This window comes from Ruegeria atlantica, from assembly GCF_013033965.1.
In the GTDB taxonomy this organism is placed as follows: Bacteria; Pseudomonadota; Alphaproteobacteria; order Rhodobacterales; family Rhodobacteraceae; genus Ruegeria; species Ruegeria atlantica_D.
Map to the genome: position 1 here is coordinate 198,504 of NZ_WQFE01000005.1, position 15,506 is coordinate 214,009.

Genomic DNA, 15,506 nt, shown 5'->3' on the forward strand with positions numbered 1-15,506 from the left:
CCCTAACTGACGGTAGGAAGCACCCGGAATTCAGGCAAGTCAAACGTAGCGTACGTTACTTTGGCAACGCGCCCGTCAGAACATATCGCAGCACTTCAACGACTTGGCCCGGTTCTTCGGCCACGGCGAGCGCGGCAGCGTCCACTTCCTTCAGCGCGTGTTGATGATCGGGACCGTGTAGCACGATCAGCGATTTCCCCAGCGCCGCAGCATATCCCGCATCAAAGGCCGCGTTCCACTGTTTGTACTTTTCACCGAACCGGACCACGACCACATCGGCATCCGCGATACCCTTACGCGTGCGGATCGCGTTGACCATCGCGCCCTTGTGGTCGTGCCAATACTTGTTCGGCTCGGCCCCAAGGATGGCCACACCACAATCGTCGCTGGCGGCGTGATCGGTCACAGGGCTGTTGAACGTGATATCCAGACCCTGAGCCCCCTCGATGATCTGTTCCCGCCAATCGGTGTGAATTTCGCCTGATAGGTAAACGTTCAGCATCTTTTTGCTCCTCACAACCAAAGAAAGGGCGCGACCGCCCTTTCATCTTTTCAAAAATACTCCCACCGGAGGCGGTAAGGCATCACCCGCGCAGAACGCCTCCGGTGGCTTTGGTGACCTTGGCGATGATCTTCTCGGCTACCGCTTCGATGTCTTTTTCCTTCAGGGTTGCGTCCGTTGGTTGCAGGCGCACCGTGATGGCCAGAGACTTCTTGCCGTCACCGAGGCTACCGCCGATAAATTCGTCAAACACGCGCACGTCTTCGATCAGGGCTTTGTCGGCACCTGCTGCGGCGTTCACCAGCGTCAGCGCCTCGACGCCTTCGTCCACAACAAAGGCAAAGTCCCGCTCGACTGCTTGAAGGTCGCGCAATTCCAGAGCGGCACGGGTCGCACCGGATTTTCTGGGCTGAGGCACTTCTTCCGGCCAGATGGTGAAGGCCATTGCAGGACCTTTGACATCCATAGCCTGAAGGATACGCGGGTGCAGTTCTCCAAAGACACCCAGCACTTTTTTCGGACCCAGACAGATCTTTCCGTGACGGCCCGGATGCCACCAGGCATCACCATCCCGCAGAATCTGAACTTTGACGGGCGCGCCTATGGCGGCCAGGACGGCCTCGGCGTCGGCCTTTGCATCAAACACGTCAACCGGGCGCGACGCACCGTGCACGTCTTTGGGACCATTGCGCCCGACCAACAGGCCGGTGATCTGGGTTTTCTGATCGCCGGGCTCGCCGTCATAGAACACCGGGCCGACCTCAAACAGGGCCACATCCGCATAGCCACGGGCCTGATTGCGGGCAGCAGCCTGCAACAAGCCAGGCAGCAAATCCGGGCGCATATGGCTCATTTCCGACGAGATCGGATTTTCCAACTGCGTGGCCTCATCTCCGCCACCGAACAACGCGGCCGAGGCCTGATCGATGAAGGTATAGCTGACGCACTCATTGTACCCCAACGCCGCACAGGTACGACGCGCCATCGACTGACGGCGTTGTGTCGGGGTCATCACCGGCTTAGGGATGCCGTCGGTTACGCGTGGCAAAGGTTTGCCTTGCAGTTTGGTCAGGGAGGCAATCCGCGCAACCTCTTCCACCAGATCCGCTTCGCCCATGATGTCGGGACGCCAGCTGGGGACGTGCGCCATCTCGCCTTCCAGACGGAAACCCAGGCGGGTCAGGGTCTGGCGTTGCTCGCTTTCGGGGATGTCCATGCCAACCAGTGACTGCACCCGCGCCGAGTCCAGCTTGTAAGCCCGCGCATGGTTCGGCGCTTTGCCCGCCTCAACCACCTTGGATACTTCACCGCCACAGATATCCAGGATCATCTGCGTCGCGTGTTCCAGCCCTTCCAGAGTGTATTCAGGGTCAACGCCACGTTCAAAGCGATATCGCGCGTCGGAATTGATCTTCAGCGCTCGACCCGTCAGCGCAATCTGAACATGATCCCAGAACGCGCTTTCAAGAAACACATTCACTGTCTCTTCAGTACAACCGGTTTCCTCACCACCCATGATACCCGCGATGGACTCGGGACCTTTGTCATCCGAAATCACCATCATGCCGGGCTGCAGGGTGTATTCCTTCTCATCCAGCGCCACCAGCTTTTCACCGCCTTTGGCACGGTGAACACGCAGGTTGCCCTGCACCTTGTCTGCATCGAACACGTGCAGCGGGCGGTTCTGATCGAAGGTCATGTAGTTGGTGATATCGACCAAGGCCGAGATCGGACGCAGACCGATCGCCTTCAACTGATCCTGCAGCCATTGCGGGCTGGGGCCGTTCTTGACGCCCTTGATCAGACGACCGGTGAAATGCGGCGCGCCGTCCAGCGTATCCTCATCAATTGTCACCTTGATCGGGCTTTCGAAATCACCCGGCACCGGCACATAATCACGCTCTTTCAGCGTACCGACACCGCGCGCGGCCAGATCGCGCGCGATGCCTGCGACGCCCAACGCGTCGGGACGGTTCGGCGTGATCGCGATCTCGATCATCGGATCGACCTTCGCCGGTTCATTCTCGACCAGCCAATCAACGAACTTGTCGCCTACCTCGCCCGAGGGCAGTTCGATGATACCATCATGCTCGTCCGACAGCTCCAGCTCGCGTTCGGACGCCATCATGCCAAAGCTTTCGACACCGCGAATTTTGCCGACGCTGATCGTCAGGTCCAGACCCGGGATATACATACCCGGTTTGCAGACAACGACAGTGATACCCTCGCGCGCGTTGGGGGCACCACAGATGATCTGCAGATCGCCCTCATCGGTTGCAACCGTGCAAACGCGTAACTTGTCCGCATCCGGATGCTTTTCCGCGTGTTTCACATAGCCCAGCGTAAAGCCCGCCAGACGGTCCGCAGGGTTCACGATCTCTTCGACTTCCAGTCCAAGATCGGTCAGCGTCTCTGCAATCTCATCCACCGACGCATCGGTATCGAGGTGGTCTTTCAGCCAGGAAAGGGTGAATTTCATTGCACGGGGCCTTTTTTGGCAAACATCCAGTCGGCACAGGCAATGGCAAAGATTACGCCAAGGTGCAAGCGCTGTAAGTCACGGATAGGTAGGGGTGCGGCCCAAAAGCTCATCCAGTTGCCGTCCGATCCAGCCGTGTGGGATGAAATGCCCGCCGGGATGCGTATCCAGCGCAATCTGACCGTGCGCGCAGTCGGTCCATTCCACCCGACTGAGCGTCAGGATCGGTACCACGCTCCAATCCCCGCGCGGGGTGGCGGTTTCGCAGCCGAATTTTTGCCGCCACAGCGCCACGGGATAGGTCGTATCCCCACCCGGCCCAAAAGGGAAATCCATCACTTTGTCGCCGGTCCCATGCACATGGCGTACCTGCGCCGGAGCTTGTGGGCAGTCCTCGGTCTGGCGAATGGTGCCGGCGATGCCCAGAAGCGCGGCGGTGTCATTGCCCGACTGGCAGACATAGCGCCACGCCATCGCACCACCAAAAGAATAGCCCGAGATAAAGATGCGATCCGGGTCAATCGGGTAGCGTTGGGCCACATCCTCAAGCACCCGGTCGGCAAAAGGCACATCGCGCGTATCGGATGTCCAGAAATCCCAGCTTTTGCCTAACCCGTTTGGGGCCACCAGCAAAACACCACGTAGTTTGGTCGCGCCAGCGATCCGCTCATGGTTCACCACCACGGTGCCCTGCCGCGCCCAGCCGTGGAAGTGCAGCAACACCGGCAGAGGCGTTTCGCCATCCCACCCGTCAGGCTCCAGCACATGATACGAGCGGTCGCCGACCTGACAGGCAGTATCGCCGTGGCACGTGTCCCCTCGGGGCGCAAAGGCATAGGCGACGGAGGCGGTCATCAAAAAAAGGCTGAGCAGTCGGTAAATCATCCGATGAACCCTAGCGAGCCTGCGCCCGCTGTCACGTCACAACCCCGTGGGAGATTGTGACAAGTGGCGCCGTCGCCAGACCGCGGGGTGGCGATCTTTGGGTTGTGGTGGGCGGTTTATTCTGGCCAAGTCCGTGTTACGTTCAAACGGAGCGCTGGCGGAGACAAATCGCCAGCCCGTGCGGGCGGTCTGGCGATGGCGCGGCGGCCTGTCGGCCTTGTTCCACGCCTATTTCTTAAAACGATCAATTAGCTTCTTAGTTTTCCACAACTGTGCATCTCTGTCTCGCACCGCTTGATCTCGTTTTTCCCAAACCTTCTGATTTGCCATCATGAAAAGGAATGAAAATGGCGAAGACGCGAGTAAAATTAGAGCGCTCAACCATCCTGGCAGAAAACTCGCAAGCACACAAAAGAGAACGAACCATCCACAGAGAATTACATTTCCCACCCAGCGACTATTTCGGGAAGAGAACGCGAAACTCCAATCATAGAATTTCGAAAAACAAAGCCCCAGTAGATACACTATCTACCACCACTTCCAAAAACTGCTGTTCTGTTTATTGATCAGGTCATTGGTTTTCTCTCTTTGAATCCTGTCGCGCAGGAGGAAACTTCCTGTCCGCATGAATTCAAGCCCAGCAATAAGAATGCCCGGCAGAAACAAAAACGCGGACGCGAAAAAAGCGATCAGAACGGCAGTCGAGTCGCTTTCCCAAACCCACGATGCGAGCGTTGGCAACACAAACAGCGCAAGAAGCAAGCATAACAGCCAAGGCAACGGGTGGTTGGAAACCCTACGTTTCCACCAATCGCGATATGCTGTTAGCCAGTCGTCCAATGATCTCTCTAACGGCTCAAACCACCATGCAGGTTCGGCATATCCAGCGCCGCAAACCCATAGTGACGTAACCACCGCAAATCGGAATCAAAGAACGCCCGCAAATCGGGAATGCCGTATTTCAACATCGCCAGACGGTCGATGCCGATGCCAAAGGCAAAGCCCTGATAGACCTCAGGATCAATCCCACCGGCGGCGATCACCTTGGGGTGGACCATGCCGGAACCCAGAATCTCCATCCAGTCGTCGCCCTCGCCGATCTTCAGCTGACCGTTGTCCCAGGAACAGCGGATATCGACCTCAGCCGATGGCTCGGTGAAGGGGAAGTGCGAGGCGCGGAAGCGCAGTTCGACATCGTCGACCTCGAAGAACGCCTTCACGAACTCTTCCAGAACCCATTTCAGGTTCGCCATCGAGATGTCCTTGTCAATGGCCAGCCCCTCGACCTGATGGAACATCGGCGTGTGCGTCTGGTCATAATCGGCGCGGTATACACCGCCCGGACAGATCACGCGGATCGGCGCGCCCTGTTTCTCCATCGAGCGTATCTGCACCGGAGACGTATGGGTGCGCAACACATGCGGCGGGCGATTGTCGCCCTCGGCGCGGTGCATGTAGAACGTGTCCATCTCGGCCCGTGCAGGATGGTGGCCGGGGATGTTCAGGGCGTCGAAATTATGCCAGTCGGTCTCAATCCGCGGCCCTTCGGCCACCGAGAAACCCAGTTCGGCAAAAATCGCGGTCAGTTCCTCGGTCGCCTGGCTGACCGGGTGGATCGAGCCCTGACGGCGCGCGCGGGTCGGCAGGGTGACGTCCAGCCATTCGGTGCGCAGACGCTCATCCAGCGCGGCATCGGCAAGCGCGGCCTTCTTGGCAGACAGGGCCGAGTTGATCTCATCCTTCAGGGCATTCAGCGCGGGGCCTGCAACCTGGCGTTCTTCGGGCGTCATCTTGCCCAGCTCACGCATCTTCAGCGCGACTTCGCCCTTTTTGCCGACGGCCGCGACACGGATCGCTTCGAGCGCGTTTTCGTCGCCTGCATCGGCGATCTGACCCAGATATTTTGCCTTAAGATCGTCCATGACGGTTCCCTGAATGCTGTTGAGGCTCTGCTATCACAGCAGTCCGCGAAAGCAAGAGGGGCGGATCAGATCGCCCGCAGCATTGCCGCTTGTGGGCCGCACTGCACCGGGCGAATGGTCGGCCCATAGCTGCGCGGACGGTCTCGAAGCTCGGGGAACAGGGCAAACAGCTCGTCCGCGGTTTCGCGATCAAGGTTCGACAGGGCTTGCGCGCCGGGAAAGAAGCTTTCCGAGATCATGCCAGAGGTCGACACCAGCTGATGCCGGTCAAAGAACAGGTGGACATAGTGGACAATGTCACAAGGTGCCGATGTGATGGTGATGTCGTTGATCAGCGACTTGGCCGCAACGAGCACCTCATCTTCGCCAAACAGCAGCTGAGCCTGCCAGCCTGAGACCAACAGACGGTGTTGAGGCGAGACGTAAACATCCCGTTCAGCGCCCAACGTTCCAGAACGGATCTGAACGGGTGCGAAACGTCCCTGCCCCGAAACGGTTCGCCCGCCCGCCCAGCGAATGGCACAGGCACCATCATCCTGCGTCACCACCAGGTCGCCCGGCCCAAGAGTTTCAACCCGACGCGGGCCATTTGGCGTATCCACCAAAGTGCCCGCAGTGAAACACGGCGCGCCGGTATCGCCCGGCGACAGCGGCGCATATACCAGTGTGTCGGGGTCGGGCTGGTTGAATTGCAAGGTCGTTGTGGTCTGGTTCGGCCCCACAAGAACCGGAAGGTTTTCCGACGTTTCGCCCGCGGCCAACCCGTTTTGGGCAACGATATTCGTGGTTCCGCCACCGATATCATAGAAATCAATGACCTCGCCCGTGGACGTATTGGTCAAAGCATAAGCTTCGTAGTTGTTCGGACCACCACCATTGGGATCCGTCAGCAGGATCGGAAAGAAATCCGCTGAGATTACAAAGACCTGTTCATTGTTGTCAGGGTCTATCGAAACCTGAACCGACGGGTGGTCCAGCGGGATCTCGATCCCGACTTGACCATTCGCCTGATAGAACGACACAGTATAATTCGCCGGGTCCTCATCGGATCTCAGCGCTACCTCAAGAAACTCCGAAACACCGCTTTGCGCGGCGTAGGCGTTGGAATAGTGCAGTTCGCTGATACGGGCCATGACGTCATCACGCTCGGGAATATCCAGCCAAGCATAGTCGATACACCCTGCCGAATAGCAAGGTCACATCGAGTTAATCGGCAAATACTCTCCTAATAGCAACACGCATCAGAGACAGCTCAGTAACTGAAATCGGGATAAATCCGGGTCAGATCGCCGTTCCAGTCGCCATTGTAGTGGTCCAACAACTCATCCGCCGGAACCTTGCCGGTCTCGATGCTGTCTTTCAGCGCGTTCAGGAAATGCGTTTCATCCGGCACTAGTCCACCTGCGCCGGGGAAGGCGCGGGATTTCAAACCGGCATCGGCAATCGAGACCACTTCGCGCGCCAGATCATGCATGTTGATGTCGCCGACCTGTGCTTGCAGCCCGTCTCTGGCAGCCGCAACGCGCAATTCTTCGCGTGTCTCGGCATCCCAGCCTTTGACCAGTTCCCAGGCCGCATCCAGCGCGCCCTGATCGTATGTCAAACCGACCCAAAACGCGGGCAAGGCACACAGGCGGCGCCACGGGCCACCATCAGCGCCGCGCATTTCCATGAACTTCTTGATCCGCGCCTCGGGGAAGGCGGTAGTCAGGTGATCTGCCCAATCAGACAGTGTCGGTGTTTCGCCTGGCAAAGCAGGCAGTTTGCCTTGCAGAAAGTGCCGGAAGGACTGTCCCAGCGCGTCGATATACTTGCCGTCGCGATAGACGAAATACATCGGCACATCCAAGGCGTATTCCACCCAGGCTTCGAATCCGAATCCGTCCTCGAACACAAAGGGCAGCATGCCGGTGCGCGCGTCATCCAGATGCCGCCAGATATAGCTGCGCCAGCTTTTCTGGCCGTTGGGCTTGCCTTCAAAGAACGGCGAATTGGCGAACAGAGCGGTTGCCACTGGCTGCAATGCCAGTGCGACGCGCAGTTTCTGCACCATGTCGGCCTCGGACCCAAAGTCGATGTTGACCTGAACCGTACACGTCCGACGCATCATCGACCGGCCCATGGTGCCGACCTTTTCCATATAGTCATTCATCAACCGGTAACGCCCTTTGGGCATCAGCGGCATTTCTTCATGCGTCCAGATCGGAGCGGCCCCAAGGCCGATGAACCCAACGCCGATCTTGTCAGCAATGTCCTTCACGTCACGCAGATGTGCGTTCACCTCGTCACAGGTTTCGTGAATGGTCTCGAGCGGCGCGCCGGACAGCTCCAACTGCCCGCCGGGTTCCAAGGATACATTGGCCCCGTCCTTTTCCAGCCCGATCAGCTTGCCGGCCTCTTCCACCGGGTCCCAGCCGTGCAGATCGCGCAGCCCCTGCAGCACGGCGAGAATCGAGCGTTCACCTTCGAAGGGCAGCGGCTTCAGCGTGTCCTTGCAATAACCGAACTTCTCGTGCTCGGTTCCGATACGCCAATCCTGTTTGGGCTTGCAGCCTGATTCCAGATATTCGGCCAGTTGCTCATGGCGTTCGATCGGTCCGCCGCCGGACTGGGGGATGGACATGAACCGTGCTCCGATCCTGATGTGTCTGTCGTTCGGTCTTTCGTGGTCTTAAACCGCGCCAGTGTCAATGCAGCCGCAAGTGGGCTGGACGCGAAGGTGTGCGTTCCCAGATAACCACCGGATGCGTCGCGCCACCGTTCAGTTCCGACAGCATTTGTTCGGTTTTCAATCCCGGAAGCGCTGAGAAGACGTCAAACAGTGCTTCGGCCCCTTCCGCATTCACAGGAATGTGAAGCGTCGGCTGCCCCGGCTGATCCAAAACCCAATGCGCCGGAGCCGATGTCGGGTCCAGCGCGAGCCGCTCGATTTCACGTGTCGCAACGATACCGCCCGTCAGCGGCCCAAGATAGGTGATCTGGCCTTCGTCGATTGTCACCAGACCGGGGCCACCTGCACCTGTCCGGAACCGGCCACGCTGAACACCAACAACAGCCAGCGCCACCGAGACCGCGATCAGTACCCACCCCAGCCAACCCAGCAATCCACCGGGCCCGCTGATCCAACTGAGGCCGACCAACAGAACGACGCCAGCGATCAGAACTTCGCGCCAGCGCCAAAGGGCCAGTTTGGCTTCGGGTCGGATGAAACTCATGCCGTATCCTCGGGGTTTTTGAACAGAATCAGGGAATAGTGGCCGGCTGGCCTGAACCCAATAGCTATATAGGCACGCGCAGCAGCATCGCTAGCGGCAAATAGAACAGCGCGGGCTGCGCCATTTCTATGAGCTTCTTGTAGATGCAGCGCCACTGCCAGTCGCGCATATCCGCTGCCACGCAAGCCCGGCGGGGTATACACACCTCCGATCTGGACGACCTCGGGCAAGCGGGCATTGAACCCGGTCATGGCAACCGGCTGCCCATCCATCAACAACGCCCGGTGCGAGTCACGCTCAATATAGGCAGCGATATCGGTCTTCGCCTGCTCGTGCGCACGCTCGGCGTCGAAGTCCATCGCTTCGATCAGATAACTCTGCCGCCAGCCTTCGGAGATGTTCCGGTCCAGATGGCCAAGTGGCACAAGGTCAGCCCCGGTCACGTCGGGCATCACGATCTGATCCAAATCCAAAGTAAAACCCGGCTCGTCACTGTTCAGCGTTGCGGGCCTGCCTTCCCAGCCTGCAAGCCGCATGACCCGGCGGGCCTGCGTGGCCTCGGCCGCGATGCCAAACAGTTTACGCCCTCGGATCAGGCGAATCGCCTGGCTTAGTTCATCATCCGAGCATTCGGGGCATTGCGGCAGGACCATGCCTTCGTTTGTGATCCCGAAAACGTCACGCGGACCATCACCCATGGTCCACAAGTTCACGGCACGCGGATCCGAACCACGCAAACCGAAATCCCGCAAGTTAGCCAATGGGAACATGGACGTCTGGATACGTTGGAAGAGAAACCTGTCAATCTCGGGAACGTCTTCTTCCCTCGCCTCCCGCCAAGTCACGCCCAATCTCCTAATGCCTGCTGCCACATCGTCATCGCCGCTACAGCAGCTGTGTCCGCGCGCAGTATGCGCGGACCCAGGCTGACCACATGCGCATAGGGTAACGCCACCAACCGCGCGCGCTCGCGGTCGGAAAAGCCACCTTCGGGCCCGATCAGAATAGCCCAGGGTTGATCCTTGTCATTGGTCGCAAGACGCAGGACCGAACCAACCTCAGCCTCATCACAGAACATCAGTTGCCGACCCTCGGGCCAGCTATCCAGCACCCGATCAAGCCGCTGAAGGTCGGTGACTTCGGGCACATAGGTGCCCCCGCATTGCTCGGCCGCCTCGACCGCATGGGCCTGCAGGCGGTCCTGACGGATGCGTTCGGAATTGGTGAACTCGGTCTGCACGGGCATGATCCGCGCCGCGCCCATTTCCGCTGCTTTTTCAACGATGAAGTCGGTGCGCGCCTTCTTGATCGGCGCGAACAGAAGCCACAGGTCGGGCGGCAATTGCAACGGTTTGGTCTGGTCCACGCAAGTTAGAATGCCACCCCGTTTGCCAGCCTCGGCAACCTCGGCCAGCCACTCTCCGTCCTGCCCGTTGAACAGGGCGACTTGCCCACCAACGACCAGACGCATGACGCCGAACAGATAGTGGGCCTGCTCGCGCGTCAAAGGAACCGATTGCCCCTGCCCCAGTGGGTGCTCTACATACAGTCTAATCTTTGCACTCATGAGACCTTACATATGCAAGGCAATGCCCCAACACCAGACGGACAAGTTGCCGACGCTGTCAGCGGCAACTGGGTCGATTCACATGCACCCGCTTTTGCCCGTCCATACTTGCGCCTTTCTCGCGCAGACCGGCCCATTGGAACATGGTTGCTGTTGATTCCCTGCTGGTGGGGGTTGGCGCTGGCCATGCTCAGCGATGGCAACCCCCGGTGGGAGGATATGTGGATCGCCATCGGCTGCGCGTTCGGGGCATTTCTGATGCGCGGCGCGGGTTGTACCTGGAACGACATTTCCGACCGCGAATTTGACGGTCAGGTGGAGCGCACCCGATCCCGCCCGATTCCATCGGGTCAGGTCAGCGTGCGGCAGGCGTTGATCTGGATGGGGCTACAATGCCTGCTGGCGCTGATGATTCTGCTGACCTTCAACCAGGCCGCAATTGCGATGGGCGTGCTGTCGCTGCTGCCCGTGACGATCTATCCTTTCGCCAAGCGCTTCACCTGGTGGCCACAGGTGTTTCTGGGTTTGGCTTTCAACTGGGGCATCCTGCTGGCCTGGGCTGCGCACACGGGAACCGTGGGTATACCCGCGATCATGTTATATCTGGCCGGGATCGCATGGACGCTGTTCTACGACACGATCTACGCCCATCAGGACGCCGAAGATGACGAGCTGATCGGGATCAAGTCCACGGCCCGGCTGTTTGGAACCGACACCGCGCGATGGTTGAAGTATTTTCTGGTGGCCACCGTCGCTTTGTTGGGGCTGGCAATCATCGACGCAGCAACCACGCAGGCTTCGCTTGTCGCTTTGGTCGTCGCGTTGGCGGGACCCTGGGCGATGGGGTGGCACATGGCCTGGCAACTGCGTGGACTTGATATTGAGGACAACGCCAAACTGCTGCAATTGTTCCGCGCCAACCGCGACACCGGCCTTATTCCGCTGATCTTCCTCTGCGTCGCCTTGTTGCTCTGATTGCACCTCGGCCTAGGCCTCTGTAAGAGTTCTGCACACTCACCCGTGGAGTCGATTGTTCGCACATGCGCCTGCCTTATGTCTTCGTCGTTACGTTTGTCTTCCTTGCATCCGCCGGGTTGTCCTTGCTGGCGGCAAGCTATGCTGTGACAAAGGTCGAAGAAGCCTCGGAATTCGCGGTGCGTCGCGCGCTGGATCTGAAAGGCCACGACTGGGCCGAGGTCCAGTCGGACGGGCTGCGCGTGGTTCTGACCGGCACCGCCTCGGATGAAGCCACACGGTTCAACGCTCTGACGGCCGCCGGAACCGAAGTTGACACCTCGCGCGTCATTGATGAAATGGAGGTCGCGCCCACAACACAGTTGGCGCCCCCTCGCTTTTCAGCCGAAATTCTACGCAATGACAGCGGAATATCGGTTATTGGCCTGATCCCGGTCAGTGAAGATCGCGACGCGTTAACAGACAGGTTGCGAAGGCTGAATGACGGGCCTGTATCTGATTTGCTGGAAACCGCCGACTATCCAAAGCCCAAAGGCTGGGACGATGCGCTTGCCTACGCGGTTGAGGCGCTGGCCCGGTTGCCACGGGCTAAAATCTCGGCCAGCCCCGGGCTAGTGAAAGTTACAGCGATTGCCGACAGCCAGCAGGAAAAGGAGCGGCTGGAGCAAGAGCTGACGCGTGCAGCGCCGCCCAGCCTGCGCATTGGCCTTTCCATTTCGGCGCCGCGTCCGGTCATTACCCCTTTTACCGTGCGCTACCTGATCGACGAAGATGGCGGGCGGTTCGACGCCTGCTCGGCCCAGGACGAACAGGCGCGGGACCGGATTGTCTCGGCGGCACGGGATGCAGGGCTGACCGGACCTTATTCCTGCACCATCGGTTTGGGTGAACCCTCACCCCGCTGGCCTGATGCCGCCGTACTGAGCATTCGAGCCCTATCGGAAATTGGTCAGGGTACGGTTACCTTGTCAGATGCGGATATCACTCTGGTCGCAGCCGAAGGCACTGGTACCGCAGTGTTCGACCAAGTGATCGGCGAGCTGGAAAATGCGCTGCCCGAGGTCTTTGCCCTGCACGCGGTTCTGCCGGAACCCGAAGCGGAAGACCAATCCGGCCCGCCCGAATTCTCTGCAACGCGCAGCCCCGAAGGATTGGTGCAAATGCGCGGCCGATTGGGGGATGAAACCTTGCGCGACATGGTCGACAGCTATGCCCGCGCCGCCTTTGGTTTCGAACACGTTCATACTGCAACCCGCATCGCCCCCGACCTGCCCGCCGATTGGCCCATTCGCGTCCTCAGCGGGCTTGAGGCGTTGTCGCAACTGCACAATGGCGCGCTGACCGTGACGCCGGACGAGGTAATTCTGAGCGGGGTCAGCCATGATCCCAAAACCCGGGCTGATATTTCAGGACTATTGTCGGGCAAACTTGGCGAAGCGCAGGACTTCAGCCTGTCAATTACCTATCAAAAACCACCTGAACCCGCCGACAAACTGCCCGATCCGGATGTTTGCGAAGAGCGTATCGCAGAGGTTCAGTCAGGTTCGAAAATCGCTTTTGAACCGGGCTCGGCGACGGTCGCTGCTGACTCGCGCGATACAGTCAACCGGATTGCCGACATTCTCCGGGAATGCGGGCCCATCCGGTTGGAAATTCAAGGCCACACCGACAGTCAGGGCCGCGAAGAAATGAATCAGCAGCTAAGCCAGTCGCGGGCACAATCCATCCTCAACGAGTTGCGTGCACGGCGTGTACCGACCGCCAGCTATACCGCCATGGGCTATGGTGAAACGCAGCCGATCGCCGACAATGACACTGAGGAAGGGCGCGAGGAAAACAGACGCATCGATTTCCGCCTGATCCGGCCCGAACCTACCACCGAGTCCCAAACCGCGCTGGAAGCGATGGAGGACGAAACCGAGACGTCACAGGACGCAGAGGCCGAGGCCGAAGCCGCGGAAACAGACACGGAAACAGACTCGGCCGCAGGGGACCAGTAAGTTGAACAGAATCGAATTCATCATCGCCACCGCCGTCATACTGTTTGCCGCCTTTTGCATGGGGTGGTTTGCCAACTGGCTGGCCCATCGCCTGTCGCGTGTTCGCCAAAGCGACGTCGCCGACCTGGACCGCATGAGTCAGGAGTTGCATGAGGCCGAGGAAACCCGGGATCAGGCAATCACGTACTTGCAGCAGCGTGAGGCTGAGTTGACTAACCAACTGACCCAGACCGAGGCGGAGCTGGCCGCGGCGATGGACGGCCTGCGTGCGGCCCGGCAAGATGCGGAAGAACTACGCGGACGTATCAACAACGCGGACTGAGCACAGGACCTCGTGCTCGATTGTTTGGAACTGCAGCCTAGTCCGGGCAGATTATCTTCGGTGTGGTGGGACACTCGCCTGATCCGTCGGCCTCATCTACCAACGCTTCAACGCGTCTTCGTCCTCGTCTTTTGCGGCAACCCACTCCGCACCCGAGTTGGTGATCTCTTTCTTCCAGAACGGGGCGCGGGATTTCAGGTAGTCCATCAGGTATTCCGCCGCCTCGAACGCGTCCTTGCGGTGCCGGGCGGCGGTGGCCACCATCATGATCCGGTCGCCCGGGGCCAGACGTCCGTGGCGGTGGATCACCAGAACATCGCCCAGCGACCAGCGGCTCTGTGCCTCTTCTGCGATTTTGGTCAGCGCGCGTTCGGTCATGCCGGGGTAATGTTCGATCTCCATCACATCCAGTTCGCCTGATGCAAGGTCCCGCACAACGCCTGTGAAGGTCACGATAGCCCCATTCGCATCGTCGCCAGCAGCAAAGGTATTGGCCTCGGCCCCCAGATCGAATTCTTCTTCCTGAACCGCGATGCGCATGGCGTCAGCCGCCAGTCATTGGCGGAAAAAACGCCACTTCACGCACGCCGACAAGTGATGCGTCGAAATCGGATAGTTCCTGATCCAAAGCGACGCGCAATGCGGACAGGTCCGCAAATGCGGCGGCATAGCGATCTTCACGCGCGCTTAGTTCAGCAACCAGATCGGATACGGTCGCGGCCTCGGTCTCGATCCGTTCTTTCGGCAGACCGATCCGTTCGCGCACCCAGGCAAAATACAGCACGTCCATCCCTTAGCTCTCCTTCAGGTGGGGCATGGCTTTACGTAGGTAATCATAGCCGGTGATCAATGTCAGCGCGGCAGCAATCCACAGCAACCACAAGCCAATCCGGCCAGACCAGAACATCGCTTCAAGATGCCAGCGCATATGATTGAGGTCTTCCAACTGACCCGTCAGGACCAGATCCATCGTAGCGGCATCCATGCCGAACGTGGCCATCACAAAATAGTGCTCGAAAATCCCCTGCGAAAACAGAATAGCAATCGCCACCATCTGCGCGGTCGTTTTCCATTTTGCCAGTTTTGTGACCTTCAGCGTCCCGGCCGTATCGCCCAGATATTCGCGCAGGCCTGAGACGAATACCTCACGGAACAGGATGACCGTGGCTGGCAGCACCAGCCAGGGCGTCCAGTGTTCTGTCGAATAGCCCACAAGGATCATCAGCGCGATCACCACCATCGCCTTGTCGGCAATCGGGTCCAGCATGGCGCCAATCTTGGTTTCCTGTTTCCATGCCCGCGCCAGATAGCCATCGAACCAGTCGGTAATCGCGGCGGTCAGGAACAGGATCAGCGCAAACCAGTCGGCATAGGGTCTGGTGAAATACAGAAACATTACGGCCAGACCGGGCGCGGCCAGCAGCCGCAGGACGGTCAGGATATTCGGCAGGTTCCACTTCATGAAACGGACCCTACATTGCCGGTCGGGGACAGAAAAGACGGGGCGGAAAAAAACTGCACCGATCACAGAGGCTTGGTCAAAGCGCCGCAGCCGGGCGCGGCACCGGTTATTGGCCTTGGCCTCGGGGCGGATTGCCGTCAGAGTGCCGCCGATCAGGCCCAATGGCAAAGACGACCC

General features: G+C 59.3%; 16 protein-coding genes. 3 read left to right on the top strand and 13 right to left on the bottom strand.

Annotation, left to right across the window (positions count from 1 at the left end):
* Positions 1–55: 55 nt before the first annotated feature.
* The 10 genes from GOW16_RS12130 to GOW16_RS12175 form a co-directional block, all read right to left on the bottom strand.
* Positions 56–502 (bottom strand): YtoQ family protein, encoded by a 447-nt coding sequence (locus GOW16_RS12130; RefSeq protein ID WP_170415235.1) that lies wholly within the window; start codon positions 500–502, stop codon positions 56–58.
* 82 nt (positions 503–584) lie between these two features.
* Complete coding sequence (gene pheT, locus GOW16_RS12135; RefSeq protein ID WP_170415237.1) at positions 585–2,981, bottom strand: phenylalanine--tRNA ligase subunit beta; 2,397 nt, start codon at positions 2,979–2,981, stop codon at positions 585–587.
* A gap of 78 nt (positions 2,982–3,059) precedes the next feature.
* Positions 3,060–3,866 carry an alpha/beta hydrolase family esterase gene (locus tag GOW16_RS12140; RefSeq protein ID WP_170415240.1) on the bottom strand — a complete coding sequence of 269 codons (807 nt, stop codon included), beginning with the start codon at positions 3,864–3,866 and terminating at the stop codon, positions 3,060–3,062.
* A 528-nt stretch (positions 3,867–4,394) separates the two neighbouring features.
* The gene (locus GOW16_RS12145; protein ID WP_170415242.1) at positions 4,395–4,706 is read right to left on the bottom strand and encodes a hypothetical protein; all 312 of its coding nucleotides are present in this window, start codon (positions 4,704–4,706) and stop codon (positions 4,395–4,397) included.
* 8 nt (positions 4,707–4,714) lie between these two features.
* Positions 4,715–5,788, bottom strand: coding sequence for a phenylalanine--tRNA ligase subunit alpha (pheS, locus tag GOW16_RS12150; RefSeq protein WP_170415244.1), 1,074 nt, complete (start codon positions 5,786–5,788; stop codon positions 4,715–4,717).
* Between the two features lie 65 nt (positions 5,789–5,853).
* Positions 5,854–6,921: a Hint domain-containing protein gene (locus GOW16_RS12155; RefSeq protein ID WP_170415246.1), complete on the bottom strand. Its 1,068-nt coding sequence runs from the start codon at positions 6,919–6,921 to the stop codon at positions 5,854–5,856.
* 119 nt (positions 6,922–7,040) lie between these two features.
* Entirely contained in the window at positions 7,041–8,411 is a 1,371-nt protein-coding gene (locus tag GOW16_RS12160) for a glutamate--cysteine ligase (protein WP_170415248.1), read from the bottom strand.
* A gap of 64 nt (positions 8,412–8,475) precedes the next feature.
* Entirely contained in the window at positions 8,476–9,003 is a 528-nt protein-coding gene (locus GOW16_RS12165; protein ID WP_170415250.1) for a hypothetical protein, read from the bottom strand.
* Positions 9,000–9,848 carry a GNAT family N-acetyltransferase gene (locus GOW16_RS23065; RefSeq protein WP_368039891.1) on the bottom strand — a complete coding sequence of 283 codons (849 nt, stop codon included), beginning with the start codon at positions 9,846–9,848 and terminating at the stop codon, positions 9,000–9,002. Before GOW16_RS23065 ends, GOW16_RS12165 begins: the two co-directional genes overlap by 4 nt.
* Positions 9,845–10,570, bottom strand: a complete 726-nt coding sequence (locus GOW16_RS12175; protein ID WP_170415252.1) for a 16S rRNA (uracil(1498)-N(3))-methyltransferase — start codon at positions 10,568–10,570, stop codon at positions 9,845–9,847. Before GOW16_RS12175 ends, GOW16_RS23065 begins: the two co-directional genes overlap by 4 nt.
* 12 nt (positions 10,571–10,582) lie before the next feature.
* Between GOW16_RS12175 and ubiA the strand changes: the two genes are divergently transcribed.
* The 3 genes from ubiA (at position 10,583) to GOW16_RS12190 (ending at position 13,867) form a co-directional block, all read left to right on the top strand.
* On the top strand, positions 10,583–11,545 hold the full coding sequence (ubiA, locus tag GOW16_RS12180) for a 4-hydroxybenzoate octaprenyltransferase (RefSeq protein WP_170415254.1): 963 nt from the start codon (positions 10,583–10,585) through the stop codon (positions 11,543–11,545).
* A 65-nt stretch (positions 11,546–11,610) separates the two neighbouring features.
* Positions 11,611–13,545 carry an OmpA family protein gene (locus tag GOW16_RS12185; protein WP_170415256.1) on the top strand — a complete coding sequence of 645 codons (1,935 nt, stop codon included), beginning with the start codon at positions 11,611–11,613 and terminating at the stop codon, positions 13,543–13,545.
* A 1-nt stretch (position 13,546) separates the two neighbouring features.
* Positions 13,547–13,867 (top strand): hypothetical protein, encoded by a 321-nt coding sequence (locus tag GOW16_RS12190; RefSeq protein ID WP_170415258.1) that lies wholly within the window; start codon positions 13,547–13,549, stop codon positions 13,865–13,867.
* 96 nt (positions 13,868–13,963) lie between these two features.
* On the opposite strand, the gene GOW16_RS12195 is transcribed toward GOW16_RS12190, so the two are convergent.
* The 3 genes from GOW16_RS12195 to pgsA are packed head-to-tail and all read right to left on the bottom strand — an operon-like array spanning position 13,964 to position 15,329.
* Positions 13,964–14,407, bottom strand: a complete 444-nt coding sequence (locus GOW16_RS12195; RefSeq protein WP_170415260.1) for a molybdenum cofactor biosynthesis protein MoaE — start codon at positions 14,405–14,407, stop codon at positions 13,964–13,966.
* A gap of 4 nt (positions 14,408–14,411) precedes the next feature.
* Positions 14,412–14,657: a molybdopterin converting factor subunit 1 gene (moaD, locus tag GOW16_RS12200; RefSeq protein WP_113789363.1), complete on the bottom strand. Its 246-nt coding sequence runs from the start codon at positions 14,655–14,657 to the stop codon at positions 14,412–14,414.
* 3 nt (positions 14,658–14,660) lie between these two features.
* Positions 14,661–15,329, bottom strand: coding sequence for a CDP-diacylglycerol--glycerol-3-phosphate 3-phosphatidyltransferase (gene pgsA, locus GOW16_RS12205; RefSeq protein WP_170415262.1), 669 nt, complete (start codon positions 15,327–15,329; stop codon positions 14,661–14,663).
* Positions 15,330–15,506 lie beyond the last annotated feature (177 nt).

Coding starts and splice junctions, on each gene's coding strand:
- GOW16_RS12130 (WP_170415235.1), bottom strand. CDS start 502: ATGCTGAACGTTTACCTATCAGGCGAAATTCACACCGATTGGCGGGAA.
- pheT (WP_170415237.1), bottom strand. CDS start 2,981: ATGAAATTCACCCTTTCCTGGCTGAAAGACCACCTCGATACCGATGCG.
- GOW16_RS12140 (WP_170415240.1), bottom strand. CDS start 3,866: ATGATTTACCGACTGCTCAGCCTTTTTTTGATGACCGCCTCCGTCGCC.
- pheS (WP_170415244.1), bottom strand. CDS start 5,788: ATGGACGATCTTAAGGCAAAATATCTGGGTCAGATCGCCGATGCAGGC.
- GOW16_RS12155 (WP_170415246.1), bottom strand. CDS start 6,921: ATGGCCCGTATCAGCGAACTGCACTATTCCAACGCCTACGCCGCGCAA.
- GOW16_RS12160 (WP_170415248.1), bottom strand. CDS start 8,411: ATGTCCATCCCCCAGTCCGGCGGCGGACCGATCGAACGCCATGAGCAA.
- GOW16_RS12165 (WP_170415250.1), bottom strand. CDS start 9,003: ATGAGTTTCATCCGACCCGAAGCCAAACTGGCCCTTTGGCGCTGGCGC.
- GOW16_RS12175 (WP_170415252.1), bottom strand. CDS start 10,570: ATGAGTGCAAAGATTAGACTGTATGTAGAGCACCCACTGGGGCAGGGG.
- ubiA (WP_170415254.1), top strand. CDS start 10,583: ATGCAAGGCAATGCCCCAACACCAGACGGACAAGTTGCCGACGCTGTC.
- GOW16_RS12185 (WP_170415256.1), top strand. CDS start 11,611: ATGCGCCTGCCTTATGTCTTCGTCGTTACGTTTGTCTTCCTTGCATCC.
- GOW16_RS12195 (WP_170415260.1), bottom strand. CDS start 14,407: ATGCGCATCGCGGTTCAGGAAGAAGAATTCGATCTGGGGGCCGAGGCC.
- moaD (WP_113789363.1), bottom strand. CDS start 14,657: ATGGACGTGCTGTATTTTGCCTGGGTGCGCGAACGGATCGGTCTGCCG.
- pgsA (WP_170415262.1), bottom strand. CDS start 15,329: ATGAAGTGGAACCTGCCGAATATCCTGACCGTCCTGCGGCTGCTGGCC.